At 61.3% G+C, this 19240-nt stretch carries 13 protein-coding genes; 9 read left to right on the top strand and 4 right to left on the bottom strand.

The genetic code is table 11. From position 1 onward, the window contains the following. Nucleotides 1-220 precede the first annotated feature (220 nt). Entirely contained in the window at nucleotides 221-1084 is an 864-nt protein-coding gene (locus LGH74_RS06480; protein ID WP_226173513.1) for an SDR family oxidoreductase, read from the bottom strand. Between the two features lie 173 nt (nucleotides 1085-1257). Between LGH74_RS06480 and LGH74_RS06475 the strand changes: the two genes are divergently transcribed. The 3 genes from LGH74_RS06475 to LGH74_RS06465 all read left to right on the top strand — a co-directional run bounded on the left by LGH74_RS06475 (nucleotide 1258) and on the right by LGH74_RS06465 (nucleotide 4514). After that, complete coding sequence (locus LGH74_RS06475; protein WP_226173511.1) at nucleotides 1258-1674, top strand: winged helix-turn-helix transcriptional regulator; 417 nt, start codon at nucleotides 1258-1260, stop codon at nucleotides 1672-1674. Nucleotides 1675-1969: 295 nt separating this feature from the next. Next, nucleotides 1970-3838, top strand: a complete 1869-nt coding sequence (gene yidC, locus LGH74_RS06470; protein WP_226173509.1) for a membrane protein insertase YidC — start codon at nucleotides 1970-1972, stop codon at nucleotides 3836-3838. Nucleotides 3839-3959: 121 nt separating this feature from the next. Beyond that, nucleotides 3960-4514 (top strand): DUF6438 domain-containing protein, encoded by a 555-nt coding sequence (locus LGH74_RS06465; RefSeq protein WP_226173508.1) that lies wholly within the window; start codon nucleotides 3960-3962, stop codon nucleotides 4512-4514. 127 nt (nucleotides 4515-4641) lie between these two features. Here LGH74_RS06465 and LGH74_RS06460 read toward each other — a convergent pair whose 3' ends face one another. Together LGH74_RS06460 and LGH74_RS06455 are read right to left on the bottom strand one after the other, a co-directional pair. Next, nucleotides 4642-7092 carry a TonB-dependent receptor gene (locus LGH74_RS06460; protein ID WP_226173506.1) on the bottom strand — a complete coding sequence of 817 codons (2451 nt, stop codon included), beginning with the start codon at nucleotides 7090-7092 and terminating at the stop codon, nucleotides 4642-4644. Between the two features lie 95 nt (nucleotides 7093-7187). Next, nucleotides 7188-8855 (bottom strand): ABC transporter substrate-binding protein, encoded by a 1668-nt coding sequence (locus LGH74_RS06455; RefSeq protein ID WP_226173505.1) that lies wholly within the window; start codon nucleotides 8853-8855, stop codon nucleotides 7188-7190. Between the two features lie 210 nt (nucleotides 8856-9065). On the opposite strand from LGH74_RS06455, the gene LGH74_RS06450 reads away from it, so the two are divergent. Next, nucleotides 9066-9875 (top strand): ParA family protein, encoded by an 810-nt coding sequence (locus LGH74_RS06450; RefSeq protein WP_226173502.1) that lies wholly within the window; start codon nucleotides 9066-9068, stop codon nucleotides 9873-9875. A 74-nt stretch (nucleotides 9876-9949) separates the two neighbouring features. Then, entirely contained in the window at nucleotides 9950-10336 is a 387-nt protein-coding gene (locus tag LGH74_RS06445; protein WP_226173501.1) for a hypothetical protein, read from the top strand. Nucleotides 10337-10604: 268 nt separating this feature from the next. On the opposite strand, the gene LGH74_RS06440 is transcribed toward LGH74_RS06445, so the two are convergent. Then, complete coding sequence (locus tag LGH74_RS06440; RefSeq protein ID WP_226173499.1) at nucleotides 10605-11678, bottom strand: glycoside hydrolase family 43 protein; 1074 nt, start codon at nucleotides 11676-11678, stop codon at nucleotides 10605-10607. A 394-nt stretch (nucleotides 11679-12072) separates the two neighbouring features. Between LGH74_RS06440 and LGH74_RS06435 the strand changes: the two genes are divergently transcribed. From LGH74_RS06435 to LGH74_RS06420, 4 genes are all read left to right on the top strand, one after another. Next, nucleotides 12073-15213: a SusC/RagA family TonB-linked outer membrane protein gene (locus LGH74_RS06435; protein WP_226173497.1), complete on the top strand. Its 3141-nt coding sequence runs from the start codon at nucleotides 12073-12075 to the stop codon at nucleotides 15211-15213. 34 nt (nucleotides 15214-15247) lie between these two features. Further along, nucleotides 15248-16828 carry a RagB/SusD family nutrient uptake outer membrane protein gene (locus LGH74_RS06430; RefSeq protein ID WP_226173489.1) on the top strand — a complete coding sequence of 527 codons (1581 nt, stop codon included), beginning with the start codon at nucleotides 15248-15250 and terminating at the stop codon, nucleotides 16826-16828. Between the two features lie 136 nt (nucleotides 16829-16964). After that, a complete protein-coding gene (locus LGH74_RS06425) occupies nucleotides 16965-18029 on the top strand; it encodes a glycoside hydrolase family 43 protein (protein WP_226173487.1) in 1065 nt (354 codons plus the stop codon). A 235-nt stretch (nucleotides 18030-18264) separates the two neighbouring features. After that, nucleotides 18265-19230, top strand: a complete 966-nt coding sequence (locus LGH74_RS06420) for a ParB/RepB/Spo0J family partition protein (protein WP_226173485.1) — start codon at nucleotides 18265-18267, stop codon at nucleotides 19228-19230. The last annotated feature ends 10 nt before the right edge of the window (nucleotides 19231-19240 follow it).

Here is a 19240-nt window from a genome sequence, read left to right as displayed (position 1 = left end):
TATAGCGGGTTCTTCTTCCAAACCGGGGCTCTATAGGCTAACCGTTTTTGCCTTTTTAGATATTCATAGTCGTTTTGCCAGCTATGTCCAGCTGTCATCCGCTCTATGGGTGTTGTCAAACCAATAGAGAAAACCTCCGGCTTGGTTCAGTGGCTCGTGCTTCGCTAAGGCATTACGAACAGTTGTCGCCGGCGGCAGTTCGTCGAGAGATGGGCGGCGGTCAGGTACCCGGGAAATACGTCGTTCTCAGGTACTCCCGCAGCGAAGTGGGCTTGTGGCCCAGCAGCCGCTCGACGGTATCGTGCGTGCCAGCCAGCATGTCGTGCCGGGTGGCGGCCCCCCACTGGGCAAAGAAGTTTGCGACGGGTTCGGGGAAGCCGGCGGCTACTTGCTGCGCGATGTAGGGCGCCGGCTCGCTGTTGGTGTACGTGATGGGCCGGCCCGCTAAGTCGGAAAGTTCCCGGGCGATGTCGTGAAACGAATAGGCTTCGCTCCCAGTCAGAGTATATTCCTGGTTGTCATGACCCTCGCTGGTTAGTAGGGCCGCCGTGGCGGCGGCCAGATCGGTCCGCGTGACCAGCGCAATCTTGCCTTCTCCCGCCGGGAAACGTATTTCCGCGTCCGGCACCTCGCGCCCAATCAGGTACGCAAGACCTTCGAAGTAATAGCCGTTTTTAAGAATGGTGTAGACCAGCCCCGACGCCTTGAGGTAGGCTTCCGTGGCCAGGTCACTTTCCGTGACCTCCGTCAGCACAAAATCGGAGCTGCGCTGGATACTGGTGTAGAACAAGTGCTTGACCCCGGCTTCCTTGGCGGCGTCGATGACGTTGCGGTGCTGCTGCGCCCGGTCGGTAAAGGCCACGGCAGAAACCAGCAGCACCTTCTCGGCCCCCCGAAAGGCTTGCACCAGCGCGGGGTAGTCGAAGTAGTCGGCCTGCCGCACGTCTACGCCCCGGTCCGCGAGGTCGGTAGCTTTGCTGACGTCGCGCACTAGAGCGGCTATTTCCGTGGCCGGGGTGGTCGTGAGCAAGAAGTTAATGGTTTCGTGGCCTAAGCCACCGGTAGCTCCGGTTACTAGAATCATGGTAAGCAGAAATTAAAAACCACTACTGCGTGGTTGGCAAAAAGGCAATGTGGTGAGAAGAGTACTACACCAAGCAACTACCGACAGGGGCAAAACCCGCGTATATTTGCTTGTGATTTGCAAGTGCAAATATGGAACAAATTACTTGCAATAAGCAAGTTGAATCGTTTTTTATGAAAGAGCTAAAACAGCGTTCTACTTGCCCTATCAGCACGTCGCTCGACGTGCTGGGGGATAAATGGACCCTGCTGATTGTGCGGGACATGGTATTTGCGGGCAAGTCGACCTATGGGCAATTCCTGCAGTCGGCCGAAAAAATGGCGACCAACATCCTGGCCGACCGCCTGGCCGGCCTTGAGGCGCAGGGTATCGTATCCAAGGCCGTGGCCGCCGATAAGAAATCAAAGTTTACCTACCGCCTGACGGAAAAAGGCGTGGCCATTGTCCCCATCATGGTAAAACTCATCCTGTGGGGAGCCCAGCATTGCTCCACCCTCGTTGACCCGGGCTTGCTGGCAGAACTTCAGACTGGAAAAGGCGCAGCCGTGGAGAAGTACCAACGATTGGCCCGCGAAAAGGCCCTGGCGTAACTAAGAAGTGTAGGGCACCACGATGTAACTTTTCTGCTAGCTGCTTTCCGCGACCCACCGGAACTTAGCAAGTCAGATTCTTAGCGTGTGAATCCGCCCTTTTGGCAGAACACTCCTTATACCGCCCATTTCCTCGGGGCTTCTGCCAAATACGCCGGTTTACGAATATTCACTTGCCATTTCCCGACCTTTACGCTGGTTCGCCGGATTTTTGAGGCAAGCCGCGCTTTCCCCGTACCTTTGCCTTTCGCGGCGCGGTGCGCCCTTACCCTTTTCCCGTCAGTACCCTCCTTCGATGGACAAAAACCAAGCAACCGGCCTGTTTCTGATTTCGGCCTTGCTCCTCGTCTACCTGTTTTTCTTTTCGCCCAAGCCGCCGAAAGAACAACCCGCCGCCAAGGCCACCACGACGGCCGCCGCTAAAAACGGCGCCGGTGTAGCTCCCGCCGCCCCGCTCGACTCGGCTACGGCCGCCCGCACGCTAGGCTCATTTGCGGCTGCCGCCCAGGGCACGGCCCAGCAGGTGCAACTGCAGAACGCCAACCTGACGGTTACGTTCTCCACCAAGGGTGGCCGCGTAGAAGCGGTGCGCCTCAATAAGTACAAGAGCTTTTTCGGCAAGCCCCTCGACCTGATTGACGCCCAGAGCGCCCAGATTGACACCCGCTTCCGCACCACCGATGGCCGCAGCATCAAGCTTTCGGACCTTTACTTTCAGCCTTCTGCCGTGCAGCCTGTAACCGTGGGCGAGCGGAAAGGCCAGCGCCTGACCTTCGCGGCCGCCGTAGCCGGTGGCAGCATCGAGGAAGATTATACCCTCTTCGACGACTCATACGAAGTGGGCTATGCCTTGCGCATGCCCGGCGTGGCCAGCACCCTGGCCGCCGAGCCGCTCACTTTCTCGTTTGTGGACCACGTGCGCCAGACCGAGCAGGACGCCCAGCAGAACCGCAACCACTCCACCATCAACCACTACCTGGCCACCGACGACCACGGCGCGCTGGTGGAGGCTTCCGAGAACCCCGAGGAAATCAAGGTGGCCGAGCCCCTGAAGTGGGCCGCTCACAAGCACGACTTCTTCATTGCCGGCATCATTGCCGACAACCAGTTCAGCACCGGCCAGTTCAACTCCAAGGTTGATTTGGAGGACAAGACGTTCCTGAAAACGATGAGCACCACGCTGGCCATTCCGGTGGCCGACGTGCAAGGCGGCAAGGCGAACTTCCGCTACTATTTCGGGCCCAACTCCCTGCCCATTCTGGAAAACGTGGCGCCTGGCTTTGAGCGCAACGTGTTCCTGGGCTGGGGCATTTTCCGCTGGGTCAACAAGGGCATTATTCTGCCCGTGTTCCACTTCCTGGAGCAGTTTATCGGTTCCTACGGCATTATCATTGCCCTGCTGGTGCTGCTCATTAAGCTCGTTACCTGGCCGCTTACTTACAAAACCTATGTGTCGCAGGCGCGCATGAAAGTGCTGAAGCCCGAAATCGACGAGCTGAAGGAAAAGTACGGCGACGACCAGGCCAAGGTGCAGAGCGAGACGATGAAGCTCTACTCGGCCTTCGGCGTCAGCCCACTAGCCGGCTGCATACCCACGATACTTACCATCCCGATTATACTGGCCATGTTCCAGTTTTTTCCTAACGCCATTGAGCTCCGGCAAGAGCACTTTCTGTGGGCTAAGGACCTGAGCAGCTACGACGTATTCATCAAGCTGCCCTTCTACATCAAGTGGTACGGCGACCATATCAGCCTCTTCACGCTGCTGATGACGGCCTCCACCTTGCTCATGACGTGGCAGAGCAACCAGGTAAACACCCAGATGCAGGGTCAGATGAAGGTGATTGGCTACGTAATGCCGGTTATCTACATGTTTGTACTCAACAGCTTTGCCGCCGGCCTCACCTGGTATTACTTCGTGTCGAACATGGTCACCTTCGGCCAGCAGTTCATCACCCGTAGCTTCGTGGATGAAACCAAGCTGCGCGCCCAGCTCGAAGCCAACAAGGTGAAGAACAAGGACAAAAAGCCCTCGGGCTTCCAGGCCCGCCTGGCCGAGGCCATGAAAGCCGCCCAGGAGCGCGAGGCCCAGGCCAAGAAAGGTGACGGAGAGCCTCGGGAGCCGAAAGGCGACAAACCCAAGAAGCCCACGCGCCGCTCGTAGTTCCGACTAGGTAATAACAGCAAAACGCCTTCCCGCCCCCCGGCCGGAAGGCGTTTTGCTTTCCGGAGTGGCTCTTTTTCTGTAGCTTATACCCCTCTTCCATCCTGCCGGCCCCACTGCTATGCGCTTTGCTCTTCTTCTGCTACTTGCCGCCCTGCTAGGCACCGGCCGCCTCGCTGCTCAAAACCTGCGGGCCACGAAAGCCAAAACCAAGATGGTAGCCGTTACGCCCACCAAAACCAAGGTGAAGGTGGTAACGAAGCAGCCGGTAGCCGCCAAAAAGGTGGATTCGATGCCGGTTATTGTGTTCAAGCGCACCCCGTGCTTCGGCCGCTGCCCCAACTACGAAGCCACTATTTACGCCGATGGGCGCGTGTCCTACATCGGCTACCGCGACGTGCCGCTCACGGGTGCGCACGAACTGAAACTGCCCGCGGCTACCATCAAAGCCATTCTGGAAGATGCCCGCCGCCTCAACTTCGCCACCTACGACGAGCGGTATTCCCAAGGCTCCCTCGATTTGCCGGCCACCGTACTCAGCATCCGGCAAGATAATGGGCGCCTGAAAACCGTGCAGGCCGAGGAAGGCACGCCCCCCGAGCTGGACGAGCTGCTGAAATACATCGGGGCGGAAATTGAGAAAGTGAGCGGCTCAACTTCTGCCGCCGACCGGTAGGTGGTTTCACGCACTATCAGCACGCGGTAGAGACGCATCCTTGCGTCTCCTCGTTGAACAACAACGGCCCGGACGACAAGACGCAACTATGCGTCTCCACATCTTTCCTGCTAACTCCGACCCACCGCTAAAACTCCACGATAAAGCCGATGGTGGGCGTTACCAGCGCGCTTTCGTTGTCAATCAGAATCGGCAGGGCATTTGAGCCATCGGGCTGCAGGGGCTGGCCGTCGGTAGTCAGGAAGGCCGTATTGTCGTCGGTGCGCTGGAAGCTGTAGCTGGGCGTGGCCGGCGACTTGACGGCGAATACGTTCTGCACATCCACGTAAAAATCCAGGGTGAGGCGGCGGAAGTTGTACTTCTTGTCGAGACGAAAATCAACCTGCTGGAAAGAGCCCAGGCGCTGGGTGTTGAGCTGGCTGAAGTCGAGGATGCCGCTGCCGATGGTGCCGTAGTTCTGGCGTGAGGCCTCCAGGTCGAAGGGCGTGTAGGGCGAGCCAGCGGCGAAGCGGTACTTCAGCCCCAGCTCCCAGTTGCGGCCCAGCTTACGCCCCAGCAGGGCCGACACGAGGTGGCGCGAGTCCCAGGCCGAGGGCTTATAGCGCCCATCCAGGCCGCTGAACTCACTGCGAAAAGCCGTGTACGATACTACCGCAAACGTTTTGCGGGTGAGCTTCTGCTGAAAGAAAAACTCCACCCCATAAGTGCGGCCCCGGCCGGTGCTGGTGACGGCCTCGTTGCCCAGGGCCGCGAAGTCGCCACCCAGGTTGGCCAGCGAAATACCATTGCGCACACTCACCGGGTAGTGGCTATATTTCTTGTAGAATCCTTCCAGAGTAAAGCGCGTGGTGGGCCGGGGCAAAAACTCCAGGCCCGCTACATAGTGGTCGGAGCGAATGTAGCGGTTGGGTTTATTGACGAAAGCCCCGCCGGCGTCGCGGAAGCCTAGAATCGTGGACGGCGGAATCTTGTAGTAGCGGCCCACCGAGGCGTTCAAGTTCAGCTTGTCGGTGAGGGCGTAGGCCGCCGACAAGCGCGGCGACAGGGTCTGCAACAGGTTGCGGCCCTCGTCGGTGAAGGAGTTGCCATCGGTGCGGATACCGGCCGACACCGTGAGCCGGCCCGTGGGCAGCAGCGTGCGGGTAGCCTGGGCAAAGGCCCCGAACCGCACAAAATCCAGGTCCGAAGCGAAGCTGACCGTGACGCCCGGCGCTACCACCGCGCCCTGCCCGTCCCGGATTTCGCGGCGCAGGCGCTGCTGAAACCGGTTGTCATAGTGCATCAGCTGGCCGCTGGCCCCGTAGGCGTACTGCCAGCGGCCGGCCGTGCGGTTTACGTCCACGCGCAGCTTGTTTTCGGTTTCGCCCGAGCGGGTGAGAAACACGCGGTTTTCCTCGTCTTTGGGCTTGCCGCGCTCAAACAGGTCGATTTTATTTTCCAGCTGGGTGCGGCTCAGAGCCACATTCAGAAAGCCGCCGGGCAGCAAATGGCGCAGGGCCAGGCCAGTAGTGTAGCTCCACTGGTCGAAGGTGGGCTGGGAGCGTAAGACGTACTCCTTGTCGGGCGACGACTTGCGGGGTACGGCCACCTCGAAGTGGTCCAGCGCCCCCAGGCCCAGAGCCGTCAGCGTAGTTTTTTCCGAGAGTTTGGTGGTGACTTTAAACTGCGAATCCCAGTAATCGGGCCGGATGGGCAGATCGAGGGCCTTGAACAGCAGCTGCAGATACGAGCGGCGCAACGACACCAGAAACGTGGTATTCTTGGCCAGCGGCCCCTCCAGGGTGCCCGCCACCTCCGTCCCGCTCAGGCGCACGTTGCCCTGAATCCGCTCGGGGTTGCCGTCGCGCTGCCGGAATTGCAGCACGCTGCTCAGAGCATTGTCGTAGCGGGCCTCGAAGGCCGAGCTGCTCAGCGTCACGTCCTCGATAAACGACACGTTCAGGATGCCGGCCGGGCCGCCGGTGCTGCCCTGAGTAGCAAAGTGGTTGATGACGGGCACCTCAATACCATCGAGGTAGTACACGTTTTCGTTGGGCGCCCCGCCCCGGATAATGATGTCGTTGCGGAAGCCGGCCGTGCCGCCGGTGCCGCCCCCGCCCACGCCGGGCAGGCTCTGCACCACTTTCGAGATGTCGAAGTTGCCGCCCGGGAAGGTCTTGATTTCCTCGGTATTGAGGCGCTGTACGCTCAGCGGAGTTTCGGCCGTGGCTACCCGGATGGCCCGGCTGGCCGTCACGGTTACCTCGCCCAGCTGCTTGGCGGCGGCACTCAGCTCCAAATTAATGATGTTGGCATTGCCGCTGGTTACGCTCACGTTACTGCGCAGCAGCGGCTCGTAGCCCACAAACGAGGCCCGCAGGTTGTAGGAGCCCGTGGGCACGCCCGCCAGCTTGTAGCGACCCTGCTCGTCGGTGGCGGTGCCAAACTCAGTACCGTCGAGCACCACCGTTACGCCGGGCAGCACCTCCTGAGTGGCCCGGTCGCGCACGGTGCCACTGATCTGGCCGGTATTTTGAGCCTGCAGGTGCAAGGTGAGACCAAACAGGAAAAGCAGGAGCAACCGGTAGCGGTGGGGCATGGAGGATAGAGCTGGGTGAATATACCAACAACCGTTAGCCTACGGTTGGGTTCAGCCCCCGGCCACATTCTCCCGCAGTAAGCGCCGCCTGAGCCCTACTCCTTGCGCACCCGCTCCAGCACCAGCTGGTTCATCGGGTTGGGCGTCAGGCCCCGGATGTTGTTCTGGGTGAGGCGCACCACTTGGTCGTAGTAAAGTGGAATGACGGGGCATTCGGCTACCACAATACGGTCCATCTGCTGGTAGAGGGCGTAGCGCTTGGCCACGTTCTGCTCCCGGATGGCCTGCTCATACAGCCGGTCGTACTCAGCGCTTTTGAAGTGGGTTTTGTTGGGCCCGGCCGGGGCGAAGTTCTTGCTGTAGAACAAGGCCAGGTAGTTTTCCGCGTCGGGGTAGTCGCCAAGCCAGCTTTTGGTGAAGAAAGCGGCGCGGCCATTATCCACCATTTCCTGCTGGGCCGCCGACTGGTTGACCTCAATACTCACCTGCACGCCCACTTCGGCCCATTTCTTCTGCAGGTACTCGCACACTTCCTTGCGCTCGGCCACCGTGCCCAGCCGCAGCTTCAGCGGGTTCTGGGGCCCGAAACCCGCCGCGGCCAGCAGCTGCCGCGCCTTTTGGGGTTCATATGTGTAGCCCGGCACCAGCTTTTCACTGTACGAGGGCAGCGACGAGGGCACGAAGCCCGAATGGCCCGGCACGCCCACGTTGTTGAGGAAATAGGCCAGCAGCTCGGGTTTGTTGAGGGCGTAGCTCAGCGCCTGCCGTACCCGTTTGTCGCGCAGGGCGGGGTTGGCCGCGTCGCCGCGCAGGTTGGTGGGGTCCAGCTGAAAGCCCAGGTACTCGGTGTTCAGATACGGCGCTTTCTGGAGCCGGAATTTGCCCTGAAAGTCTTGCCGCACGGTGCCGTCGGGGTGCATAATCAGGTCGCGCGAGCCGGCCCGGATGCCGGAGAGGAAATCGAGCTTGCCCTGCATAAAGGTCAGGAACTCGGTTTTGCGGTCCTGAATAAAGCTGATCTGCACCGCGTCGACGTAGGGCAGCTGCCGGCCCTGCTCGTCCTTTTTCCAGTAGGAGGGGTTGCGGTGGTAGATAATGGCATTGCCCTCGTCCCACTCCTTGAAGCGGAACGGCCCCGTGCCTACCGGATGCTCCCGGAAATCCTTGCCGTACTTATCCACGGCCTCGCGCGGCACCACGTAGGCGTAGGGCATGGCCAGAATGCCCAGAAACGGAATGAAGGGCTCCCGCAGATGCACGCGTAGCGTGGAGTCATTCACGGCCACGAAACAGGTATCGGAAGGCTCCCCGCCGGCTTTCTCCAGCACCTTGCCCCGGAAAATCCAGCCGCCGGGGCTGGCCGTGGGAGCATCGAGCAGGCGCTGGAAGCTGTAGACGAAGTCGCGGGCTACCACGGCGCGGCCCTTGCCGCCGGCAAATACGTCGGCATCGTGAAACCGCACGCCGGGCCGCAGGTGGAAGGTGTAGTGCCGGCCGTCGGCCGAAATATCGTAGCGGCGGGCCAGAGAGGGCACCGGCTGCAGGGTCGAATCCAGCTCCACCAACCCGTTGTAGAGCTGGGTCACGGCCCAGATATTGGCCTGCTTGTTGGAAAAAGCGGGGTCCAGGGAGGTCAGGGCCTCGGGCTGGTTGTAGCGAAAAACCCGCCGCGCGTCGCCTGTTTGGTCGGCACGGCCACAGCCGACTAACGCCGTGAGCAACGGGACAACATAACCGGCAAAACGACGTGCGGACGACAGCATGAGAACGGGGGAATCACTTATATTTGTGCAAAACTAAGCGTATAGCTACTAGCTTTTGGCTAATAGTTGTGGTCTTTGTAGTTGATTGGTGTGAGCTGATTGTTGATTGGTGATTGTTACTCGTTGGCTGCCACAGGCCAATAACCCACAATCCACCGCCAACGGTCAACAATCAGCAGTCAACAATCAACATATCAATCATCACCCCTCATGGGAAAAATCATTGCGGTAGCCAATCAGAAGGGCGGAGTAGGCAAAACCACTTCGGCCATCAACCTGGCGGCCAGTCTGGCGGCGCTGGAGTACCGGACGCTCTTGGTGGATGCCGACCCGCAGGCCAATGCCACCTCCGGCGTGGGCTTCGACCCGAAAGACATCGAGAACAGCATTTACGAGTGCATGGTGGATGGCATCAATGCCCAGGATATCATCCTGAACACCAATATCCTGCCCCACCTCGACCTGATGCCTTCCCACATCGACCTGGTGGGCGCCGAGGTGGAGATGATCAACCTGCCCAACCGGGAAGAAAAGATGAAGGACGCCCTGCGCCCCCTCATCGATCAGTACGACTTCATCATCATCGACTGCTCCCCCTCCCTGGGCCTGATTACGGTGAATGCCCTGACGGCCGCCCACTCGGTGATTGTGCCCGTGCAGTGCGAGTATTTCGCCCTCGAAGGCTTGGGCAAGCTGCTCAACACCATCAAGATCATCCAGAGCCGCCTGAACGAGGAGCTGGAAATCGAGGGTATCCTGCTCACGATGTACGACGTGCGCCTGCGCCTCTCCAACCAGGTGGTGGAAGAAGTGAAGCTCCACTTCCAGCAGCTCGTCTTCGATACCATCATCCCCCGCAACGTGAAGCTGTCGGAGTCGCCCTCGTTCGGCATCCCCGTCATTCTGCACGACGCCGAAAGCAAAGGCAGCATCAGCTACCTGAACCTGGCCCGCGAAATTGTGGAAAAGAACGTGGAAGCCGCCGGCGCCCCCGAAGCGGCCGAAGGCGAAGCGGCATAAGCTGCTGCTTCCGTTAACTCCAGCAGAGGCCGGCGAATTTCGTCGGCCTCTGCTGTTTTACGAGCCTATTACTTATGCAATCCTACACCGAGCAAACGGGCCGGCCGCCCGACTTTCGGGTTAGCTACCAGTTATATCGCCCCGAAGAAGGCGGCCGCCAGACGCCCCTGCTGCAGCACGTCCGCTGGGACTTCCGCTACGCCGACAAGAGCATATCGACCAGCACGTTTATGATCTGGCCGGAATTTCTGCTGCCCTCCGGCGCACTACTGACGGAAGGCTACGTTCCGCTGCATGGGTTGGCCGATATGTTCATCTTGCCCGCTACGTCCCGTGCGTTTCACCAGCTTCATATCCGGCGTGGGCTCCGCGGCTACTTCGCGGAAGGCTCCCGGCAGATGGGCATGTGTGAGGTGGTAGAAATCCTGGGTCTGCACACCAATCCGGTAGCGCAGCACTGATGGAGCCGCCCCCACAGTCGCTCGGCTCTGCCGAGTGACCACTACGCCTGAGCAGCTTCGCTGCGAATTCGCCCGCGCCATCTGCCTTCCTAAGGCGCTGCATGCCTGACATAACCCATTGTCACCCGGTCAATATGCCTTGACGCAAGGTCAGCAGCCATTGTCACCTGGACAGAACGCATTGTCACGAGGTAAGTAGTCATTGACACCCGGTTAGTCGCTATTGTTGCCTCGTTACCGCGCATTGACACGCGGTCAGCCGCCATTGTCACGAGGGCAGCGGCTGCGGCGTGTAGGTTGGGCCCTGGCACCGGGGGCCCTGGGTGGTCCAGGCCAGCTTGTCGATGCAGAGCTGCCGCTCCTTCATGCCTTTGTCCCAGGCGTGGTACACGAGGTATTCGGTTTTCCCGTCGGGGCTCAGCACGTGCGAATGATGGCCCGGGCCGCGCACGTGGCCCGCTACGGCAGCCAGCACCCGCGGACCCTTCTCCGCCCCGGCATCGGAGTACGGCCCCAGCACCGAATCGGCCACGCAGTAATCGACGCCGTAGCGCGGGGTGAGGAAATTGGCCCCGCTGTAGAAGCAGTAGTATTTGCCCGCGTGCCGGCGCACGAAAGGGCCTTCCAGCGTGTGCCACTCGGCAAACGTGCGGTTGTCGTAGAGCGGCATGAGACGGTTTTTCTCGAACACCGTCCAGTCGTGGCGGGCCCGCATCACCGTGCGGCTTTCCCCGGCTAGGCGCGTCATGTCCAGCAGCCGGTCCACGACCAGGCCGGTACCGGGCCGGTAGCCGTTATCCGAGTCGGTAAAGTCGCGGGCATAGAAGAGGTACCACTGCCCGTCGGTGTCCTGAAACGGGTGGGCATCGATGGTAAACTTGCTGGCGGGCACGTCGAGCAGCGCCGCCTGGGTGTAGGGGCCTTGGGGCGTTTTGCTGGTAGCCACGTGCAGCCGGTGCCCCACCGAGGCGCCAATAGCCCCGCCGCCCATCGAGTAGTACATGTAGAAAGTCCCGTTGTGGTACGTCACCTCCGGTGCCCAGAAGTCGGCCCCGGTTGCTCCTTCCGGCGGGTTGAGGGCGCCACCGGCCGGCTTCCAATCCACTAGATTAGCCGAAGTCAGCACCGTGAAAATCCGCCCGTCGGCCGTCCGCTCCTGCCCGGTGGTACCAAAGGCGTAGTAGCGCCCTTGGTGGCGCAGCACAAACGGGTCGGGAAACTGGCCGGCATACACGGGGTTGGTGTAAGTGCGGCCAGCGGCGCGGGCTACGGCCTGGCTTTGCAGGGCCAGAGCCGCTAGCCCGGCGGTAGCCTGCTGCAGAAAATCACGACGGGAAGACATGGTGAAACAGGGAAATGGTGGAAGAGAAGCCGACAGCAATACGTCGTTGATGAGCTATAGTCTGCTTGACCAGGCATTCAACAGTAGAGTCTCACACACGTAGCACAAGCACAACAATAGTATTTTAATGACAATATTTTATATATTCTGATACTAAGGTATTACATTGTGTTGCTAGTTACCAAGTAAATATACCTCTGGATAGTAGCCCATTACGGTAGCTTCTACCACTTGCTTCCCCGAAAGCGCCTGTCCGAACCCGGGCCCTTGTGGCGCTTGCCAGTCTTCATGGCGTAAATAACTGTGATGCAGCACCCAACGGCTGTTTTTACCTGCAAACGTTTGCGGAAATCACGCGCACTTTCTCTCCCACCCTTTCTATCCTACCCATCCTATGAAAGACAACTTACTCCGAACTTGTGCGCTGACAGTGCCAGCGGCGCTCTGCGGGCTGCTGCTGGCTCCGGCAGCGGGAGCTTCTGCGGTTTCCAGCCGGGTGCCCATTGCGGCGCTGGCCTCGGTAGCTACGCCCGTCAGTGGGCGGGTGCTGGACGAAAAAGGCCAGCCGATGCCGGGCGTAACCGTGCTCGAAAAAGGCACCACCAACGGCACAACCACCGATGCCGATGGCCGCTACTCCCTCACCGTGGGTGATAATGCTACACTCACGTTTTCCTTCGTGGGCTACCTGAGTCAGGATGTGCCCGTGAGTGGGCGCAGCGAGGTGAATATAGCCCTGGCCGTGGATGCCAAGCAGCTCAGTGAAGTAGTAGTAGTGGGCTACCTGACTCAGAACCGCCAGGACGTGACGGGCTCGGTGGCCAGCGTGAGTGCCCAGGAAGTGCGCCGGGCCCCGGTAGCCTCCGTGGGGGAAGCCATTCAGGGCCGGCTGCCGGGCGTGCAGGTCAACAACTCCGGGCAGCCGGGCCAGGCGCCTAACATCAACATCCGCGGCCTGGGCACCATTGCCAGCGGTAGCGGTCCGCTCTACGTTATCGACGGGCTGTGGGTGCAAAGCCAGGGCGGACAGCGCGACTTCAACCCAGCCGACGTCGAATCGGTGCAGGTGCTCAAGGACGCGGCGGCCCTGGCGCCCTACGGAGCCTCGGGGGCCAACGGCGTGATTATCATTACCACCAAAAAAGGCAAAGCCGGCACCACGGGCATTAATTTCAGCGTGAACGGCGGGGTGCAGAACCTGGTGCGCCGCCTGGACCTGATGAACGCCCAGCAGTGGGCCGCCATCAACAACCAGGCCTACGACAATGCCGGCCTGGCGCGCCAGCCCTACGCGGCTAGCCTGCCGGCCGGCACCGACACCGACTGGCAGGAGGAATTCTTCCAGCAAGGCTCGATTCAGGACTACAACCTGAACTTTTCGGGCGGCGGGCCCAACTCCACCTTCAACGTGGCGGGCGGCTACTTCAAGCAAACCGGTACGGTGAAGGGGCCGGAGTTTGAGCGCTACAGCATGCGCATCAACACGGGCTTCAACCGGGGCCGGTTTCGGTTCGGCGAAAACGCCATGCTCTCCCGCACCAACCAAACCCGCCTGAACGTCATTCCCTTCTACGGCTCGCCGTTCTACAACGTGGTGCAGATGCTGCCCGTCATTCCCGTGCGTGACGCCACCACGCCCGGCGGCTACGGCATCGGCAACGGCAATGCCAGCACCTTTGGCCTGAACCCCCTGGCCTCCCAGGATTTGCTCAACGACACCGGCACCTCCAACCGCCTGCAGGGCAACGTGTACGGCGAGGTATCCATCTTCGACTTCCTGCGCTACCGCCTCAATCTGGCCACCGAGTTCCACGCCTTTCACGACCAGCAGAAGCGGCAGTACGGCATCTGGCGGCAAAACGACATTACCCAACTTTCCAACTTCGGCGAAAACCAGGGCACCGAGCTCTTCGGCATGGCCGAGCACACACTCACCGTCGACCGGAGCTTCGGCAACCACAACCTGACGGTGGTGGGCGGCTACAGCCAGCAGCGCTTCCAGCAGGACTTTACCCGGGGCGTGAACTTCGGCTACGGCACCGGCCCCACGTACTTCTGGGAGCTGAGCGCGGGCACCACCACGCCCCAGGCCATCGGCTCGTCGTACGTGTGGGGTAAGCAGTCCTTCTTCGCCCAGGCTACCTACGACTACGACCAGCGCTACCTGCTCACGGCCGCTTACCGCCGCGACGGGTCGTCGCGCTTTGAGGCCGGGAAGCGCTGGGGCAACTTCGGGGCGGCTTCCGTGGGCTGGCGGGTGTCGAAGGAAGCCTTCTTTACGGGCATCACCAGCATTTCCGACCTCAAGCTGCGGGCCTCCTACGGCCGCCTGGGCAACGACTTGCTGGGCGGCCTCTTCGGCGGCTCCTACAACTCGCAGGGCTCGTTGAACACCAACGCCAACTACGTGCTGGGCGGCGGCATTCAGAACGGGGCCATCCAAACCAACTACGCCAGCACCGGCATCCGGTGGGAAGACCGCCGCACCACCAACGTGGGCTTCGACGCGGGCTTTATCGACAACCGCCTGACGCTGTCGGCCGACTACTACGTGTCGCAAACCTTCAACGCACTGATTAACCCCAATCTGCCCCTCACGCTGGGCAACGCCGGCGACAACCCCTACCGCAACCTGGGCAAGTTGGAAAACCGGGGCTTCGAGGTGGTGCTGGGCTACAACGACGACCGGAACACCTTCCGCTACGGGGCCACGGCTAACCTGACCACGCTCAAAAACGAGGTACTGGACCTGGGTACAGCTGGCAGTGAGGGTACCGGCTCGGCCAACTTCTTCAACGGCGGCCCCCGCGACATTACCCGCACCGAGGTGGGCTACGAAGTGGGCTCGTTCTACCTCTACCAGTTCGACGGCATCTACCAGACCGGCGAGGCCAATATTCCGGCCGGCCTGGCCCCGGGCGACGTGCGCTACAAGGACCAGGACAACAACGGCGTCATCAACGACAAGGACCGAACCCACGTCGGGCGGGTGTTTCCCAAGCTGCAGTACGGCCTGAACCTGAACCTGGGCTACGGCGGCTTCGATCTGACGGCCTTCCTGCAGGGCGTACAGGGCAACGACGTGATGAACCTGAGCCGGTTTCTGACCGACAACACAGCCGACAACAGCAACTACCGCGCGGATTTCAACCCCTGGACGCCCACCAACCCCTCCACCTCCACGCCGCGCGCCATCAAGTCGGGCGGGCCGCAAAACGGGGAGGCCGCCGGCAACAACGCCCGGTTCAACTCCACGCGCTGGCTCGAAGACGGCTCTTACCTGCGCCTGAAAAACCTGCAGTTGGGCTTTAGCGTGCCCAAAACGGCCTTGGAACGCACCAAATACGTGGCCTCGCTGCGCGTGTTTGCCACGGCCCAGAACCTGTTTACCGTGACCGACTATACCGGCTACGACCCCGAAACCGTGGGCAGCGGCGCCTTCAACACCCTGGGCAACAACCTGGCCCGCGGCGTCGATGAGGGCTCCTACCCCAACCTGCGCTCCTTCACGCTGGGCATTCAGGCGGGCTTCTAGGTCCGGTTCTTTTTACTTCTAAGTAGCTCCCGATATGAAAGCCTCCTTTCTTCCGCTGCTCACCCGCCTGGGCCTGGCCGGCATGCTGCTGCTGAGCACCACGGCCTGCGAAAAAGACCTGCTCGACCAGAGCAACCCCAACCTGCCCCTGACCGAGCTCAGCTGGCGCACCAGCGACGACGCCGTGCGGGGCTCGGTGGCCTGCTACGCCGGCCTGCAGGGGCTGGGTATGTACCGCCGCTGGCTGCACTTCGCCTTCGACCTGCGCGACGACACGGGCTTCAGCCAAAGCCCCTGGGGCGAGCTGGCTGACTTCACCCACTTCATCCAGACCAACTACGACTTCGAGGTATCGAACAACATCTGGCGCGACCATTACCGCACCATTTTCCGCTGCAACCAGGTTATCGACCGGGTGCCCACCATTCAGGGCATGGACGCGCAGCTGCAAAAGCGCATCGTGGCCGAAGCCCGGTTTCTGCGGGCCTTATCGTACTTCAATCTGGTGTCGCTCTATGGCAATGTGCCCCTCGTAACCCAGTACTCCACCAACCTGAACCAAACCAGCCCCCAGGGCAAAGAAGCCGACGTGTGGGCGCTGGTGGTAAGCGACCTGACCGCCGCCCAGCCCGACTTGCCCCTCTCCTACACCGGCAACGACGTGGGCCGGGCCACCCGGGGCGCCGCTACCACGCTGCTGGGCAAGGCGCATATGCAAAACAAGCGTTGGGCCGAGGCGCAGGCCCAGTTTGCCCAGGTTATCAACTCGCCCCAGTACGAGCTGGTACCCAACTATGCCGACAACTTCCGCCACACCACCGAAAACAACAAGGAGTCCATCTTCGAGGTGCAGTTTTCGGATGAGAAGAAAGGCGGCAACGACGCCGGCGGCGGCCCCGATGCCACTTCCTCGCAGGGCGGGCAACGCTCCCAGTTCTGGGGCGTGCCGGGCTTCGGCTTCAACGACGGCGAGGTGCGGCCCTGGGTAGTGCGCGAGTTTTTGCAGGAAGCCACCACTACCGGGCAGCGCGACCCGCGCCTGGCGGCCACCACCTTCTACAACCGCCGCGACCAAACCCTGTTTCCCTCGGCCCTGCCCGCCGACGCCGATACGCTGGTCTACGGCACCGGCTTTCTGACGCGCTACGGCAAAGACGCCCGCAACCGCTCCCGCGTGTACTGGCGCAAGTACCAGACCGACTACTACCGCACCTTCGAGGATTTCGACTCGCCCATCAACCACCGGGTGATGCGCCTGGCCGACGTACTGCTGCTGCAGGCCGAGGCCCTGAATGAGCAGAACAACCCGGCCGCCGCTATTCCGCTGGTCAACCGGGTGCGGCAGCGCGCCGGCCTGGCCCCGCTGCCCACTACCCTGACCCGCGACGCGCTGCGCACCCAGCTAATGCACGAGCGGGTAACGGAGCTGGCGGGCGAAGGTGTGCGGTGGTTCGACCTACAGCGCTGGGGCATGCTCTCCGACGCGGCCTCGGTGAACGTGCTCAAAACCCGCGACCCGGACTTCAACAATTTCGTGGTCGGTAAGTCGCAGCTGCTGCCCCTGCTGCAAACGGAAGTCGACCTGAACCGGCTGCAGCAAAACCTGAATTGGTAGCGCCAGGCTAAATGAAGCAGCAAAGAGCCGCTCCGGCCTCGGCCGGAGCGGCTCTTTCGATTTTCGTTTTCCAAGATGCCACCCGAGCAGCACTGCCCAGCCAACGACACTTATATAACAACTAACTATTAGCCCTATGCCTACTCATATGCGCTGCCTGTTCCGCCGCCTGCTGACCATAAGTCTGCTGACCCTCACGCTGGCCTGCCAGAAAACGGCTGCCCCGCCCCCGCCCGTCACGCCGCCCACGCTCACCACCTTCACCAACCCGCTGCTCCAGGCTGGGCCCGACCCGTGGGTTATCCGCCGGGGCGACTTTTATTATTACATGCACACGACGGGCAACAACCTGACGATTCGCAAAACGGCGAAAATGTCGGAGCTGGGCTCGGCCGTCAGTACCGTGGTCTGGACGCCCCAGCAGGCCGGCGTCAATCAGCGCGACATCTGGGCCCCCGAGCTGCACTTTCTGGATGGCAAGTGGTATATCTACTACGCCGCCGACCCGCTTTGCTGCGACGGGCACCGCCTCTACGTACTCGAAAACGCCAGCCCCGACCCTACCACCGGCACCTGGGTCGATAAGGGCCGCCTAGCCGTGCCCGGCCAGGACTTGTGGGCCATCGACGGCACGGTGCTGGAGCAAAACGGCAAACGCTACCTGCTGTGGTCGGGCCACGAAACGGCCAGCAGCCAGGCGCAGCGTCTCTACATTGCCGAAATGAGTACGCCCTGGACGCTCGTCGGCCCGCGCATCGAGCTTTCCCGGCCCGAGTACGGCTGGGAGCAAAATGGTAGCCCGGCCGTGAATGAAGGTCCCGAAGTGCTCCGGCACGGCAACCAAACCTTTATCGTGTACTCGGCCAGCCATTGCAGCACCGACGACTACGCCCTGGGCCTGCTCACCGCTTCGGCCACCGCCGACCCGCTCCGGCCCGCCGCCTGGACGAAGTCGGCCGCGCCGGTTTTCGTGAAAAACCCGGCGGGCCGGGCGTTTGGCCCCGGCCACAACGGATTCTTCCAAAGCAAGGACGGCACCGAGGACTGGCTTATCTACCACGCTAATGCCCAACCCGGGCAGGGCTGCGGCGACACCCGCAGCCCCCGGATGCAGAAGTTTACCTGGAATGCCGATGGCACGCCTAACTTCGGTACGCCCGTGGCCACCGGTACCGCATTGCCTAAGCCCGCCGGGGAATAACGCCCAGGCAGGGTAGCCCTGTCAGTGGCCCTGGTCCCCCCGCCAACGCGCATTGGCAGCCCAGGGCCTACGCCGCACCCCCGACTGCCGCCTTACCTCCCTGAAAGCCAAGCACTCCCACCGATGTTCCACGATTATTTGCCCAGCGTGGAACATTTTTCCTGCCGCTTCCCCATCCATTGTGTATTTTTGAATCCTCCTTTCACCTGGTATTGGGTGGAAGCTGAATGTCGGTATGTCTGAGAAGAACGAAGAGAAAAACGCTCCGGCGGCGGTTCCCGCAGTAGCCAAACGCAAAGTCGGGGGCCTGGGCCGCGGCCTCAACGCCCTAATTGAAGGTAGCTACGAGAAGAAAGGCGACCGGGTGGGCCTCGTACCCCACCCCATGAACTCCGTCGGCTTTATTCCCGTCGGCCAGATTGAGGCCAACCCCTACCAGCCCCGCACTCACTTCGACCAGGAAGCCCTGCAGGAGCTGGCCGAATCTATCAAGATTCAGGGCATCATTCAGCCCGTTACGGTGCGCCAAACTGGCACCAACGCCTACCAGCTCATTTCCGGTGAGCGGCGCTTGCAGGCTTCCAAGCTGGCGGGCCTCGATGCTATTCCGGCCTACATCCGCAAGGCCGACGACCAGCAGATGCTGGAAATGGCTCTGATTGAGAACATTCAGCGCGAAAACCTCAACGCCATCGAAATTGCCCTGAGCTATCAGCGGCTGGTGAGTGAGTGTAACCTGAAGCAGGAAGAGCTGGGCGACCGGGTGGGCAAAAACCGCTCGACCGTTACCAATTACCTGCGCCTGCTCAAGCTGCCGCCCGATATTCAGATCGGCCTGCGCGACACGGTCATCAGCATGGGCCACGCCCGCGCTCTGATCAACATCGACGATGCCGAGCAACAGCTGGCCTTGTTTCACCGCATCGTGGCCGAGGAGCTGTCGGTGCGCAAGGTGGAGCAGCTGGTGCGCGCCGGCCTGGTAGCGCCCCGCAAAGCCGACGCGCCCAGTGCCCAGGCCGTGCAGGATACCCAGATCCACATTCCCGTGGCCGAGCTGCGCCGCACCGAGCGCTACCTCTCCGACCGGTTTGGTAGCAAAGTGCTGGTAAAGTCGAGCCCCCAGGGCAATGGCGAAATCAAAATTGCGTTCGACTCGGTAGAAGATATGCAGCGCATTCTGCATATCCTGCAACCAGCCTAACGACCAGTTT

It is taken from the genome of Hymenobacter lucidus (genome assembly GCF_020447265.1).
GTDB classification, from domain to species: Bacteria; Bacteroidota; Bacteroidia; order Cytophagales; family Hymenobacteraceae; genus Hymenobacter; species Hymenobacter lucidus.
This window is presented reverse-complemented; position numbering and strand designations above follow the sequence as displayed.

What these genes read in the sequence shown, in the direction of transcription:
- LGH74_RS06460 (WP_226173506.1), bottom strand. Translation starts at nt 7,092, where the DNA reads ATGCCCCACCGCTACCGGTTGCTCCTGCTTTTCCTGTTTGGTCTCACC.
- LGH74_RS06480 (WP_226173513.1), bottom strand. Translation starts at nt 1,084, where the DNA reads ATGATTCTAGTAACCGGAGCTACCGGTGGCTTAGGCCACGAAACCATT.
- LGH74_RS06440 (WP_226173499.1), bottom strand. Translation starts at nt 11,678, where the DNA reads ATGTCTTCCCGTCGTGATTTTCTGCAGCAGGCTACCGCCGGGCTAGCG.
- LGH74_RS06475 (WP_226173511.1), top strand. Translation starts at nt 1,258, where the DNA reads ATGAAAGAGCTAAAACAGCGTTCTACTTGCCCTATCAGCACGTCGCTC.
- LGH74_RS06435 (WP_226173497.1), top strand. Translation starts at nt 12,073, where the DNA reads ATGAAAGACAACTTACTCCGAACTTGTGCGCTGACAGTGCCAGCGGCG.
- LGH74_RS06430 (WP_226173489.1), top strand. Translation starts at nt 15,248, where the DNA reads ATGAAAGCCTCCTTTCTTCCGCTGCTCACCCGCCTGGGCCTGGCCGGC.
- LGH74_RS06425 (WP_226173487.1), top strand. Translation starts at nt 16,965, where the DNA reads ATGCCTACTCATATGCGCTGCCTGTTCCGCCGCCTGCTGACCATAAGT.
- LGH74_RS06420 (WP_226173485.1), top strand. Translation starts at nt 18,265, where the DNA reads ATGTCTGAGAAGAACGAAGAGAAAAACGCTCCGGCGGCGGTTCCCGCA.
- LGH74_RS06465 (WP_226173508.1), top strand. Translation starts at nt 3,960, where the DNA reads ATGCGCTTTGCTCTTCTTCTGCTACTTGCCGCCCTGCTAGGCACCGGC.
- yidC (WP_226173509.1), top strand. Translation starts at nt 1,970, where the DNA reads ATGGACAAAAACCAAGCAACCGGCCTGTTTCTGATTTCGGCCTTGCTC.
- LGH74_RS06455 (WP_226173505.1), bottom strand. Translation starts at nt 8,855, where the DNA reads ATGCTGTCGTCCGCACGTCGTTTTGCCGGTTATGTTGTCCCGTTGCTC.
- LGH74_RS06450 (WP_226173502.1), top strand. Translation starts at nt 9,066, where the DNA reads ATGGGAAAAATCATTGCGGTAGCCAATCAGAAGGGCGGAGTAGGCAAA.
- LGH74_RS06445 (WP_226173501.1), top strand. Translation starts at nt 9,950, where the DNA reads ATGCAATCCTACACCGAGCAAACGGGCCGGCCGCCCGACTTTCGGGTT.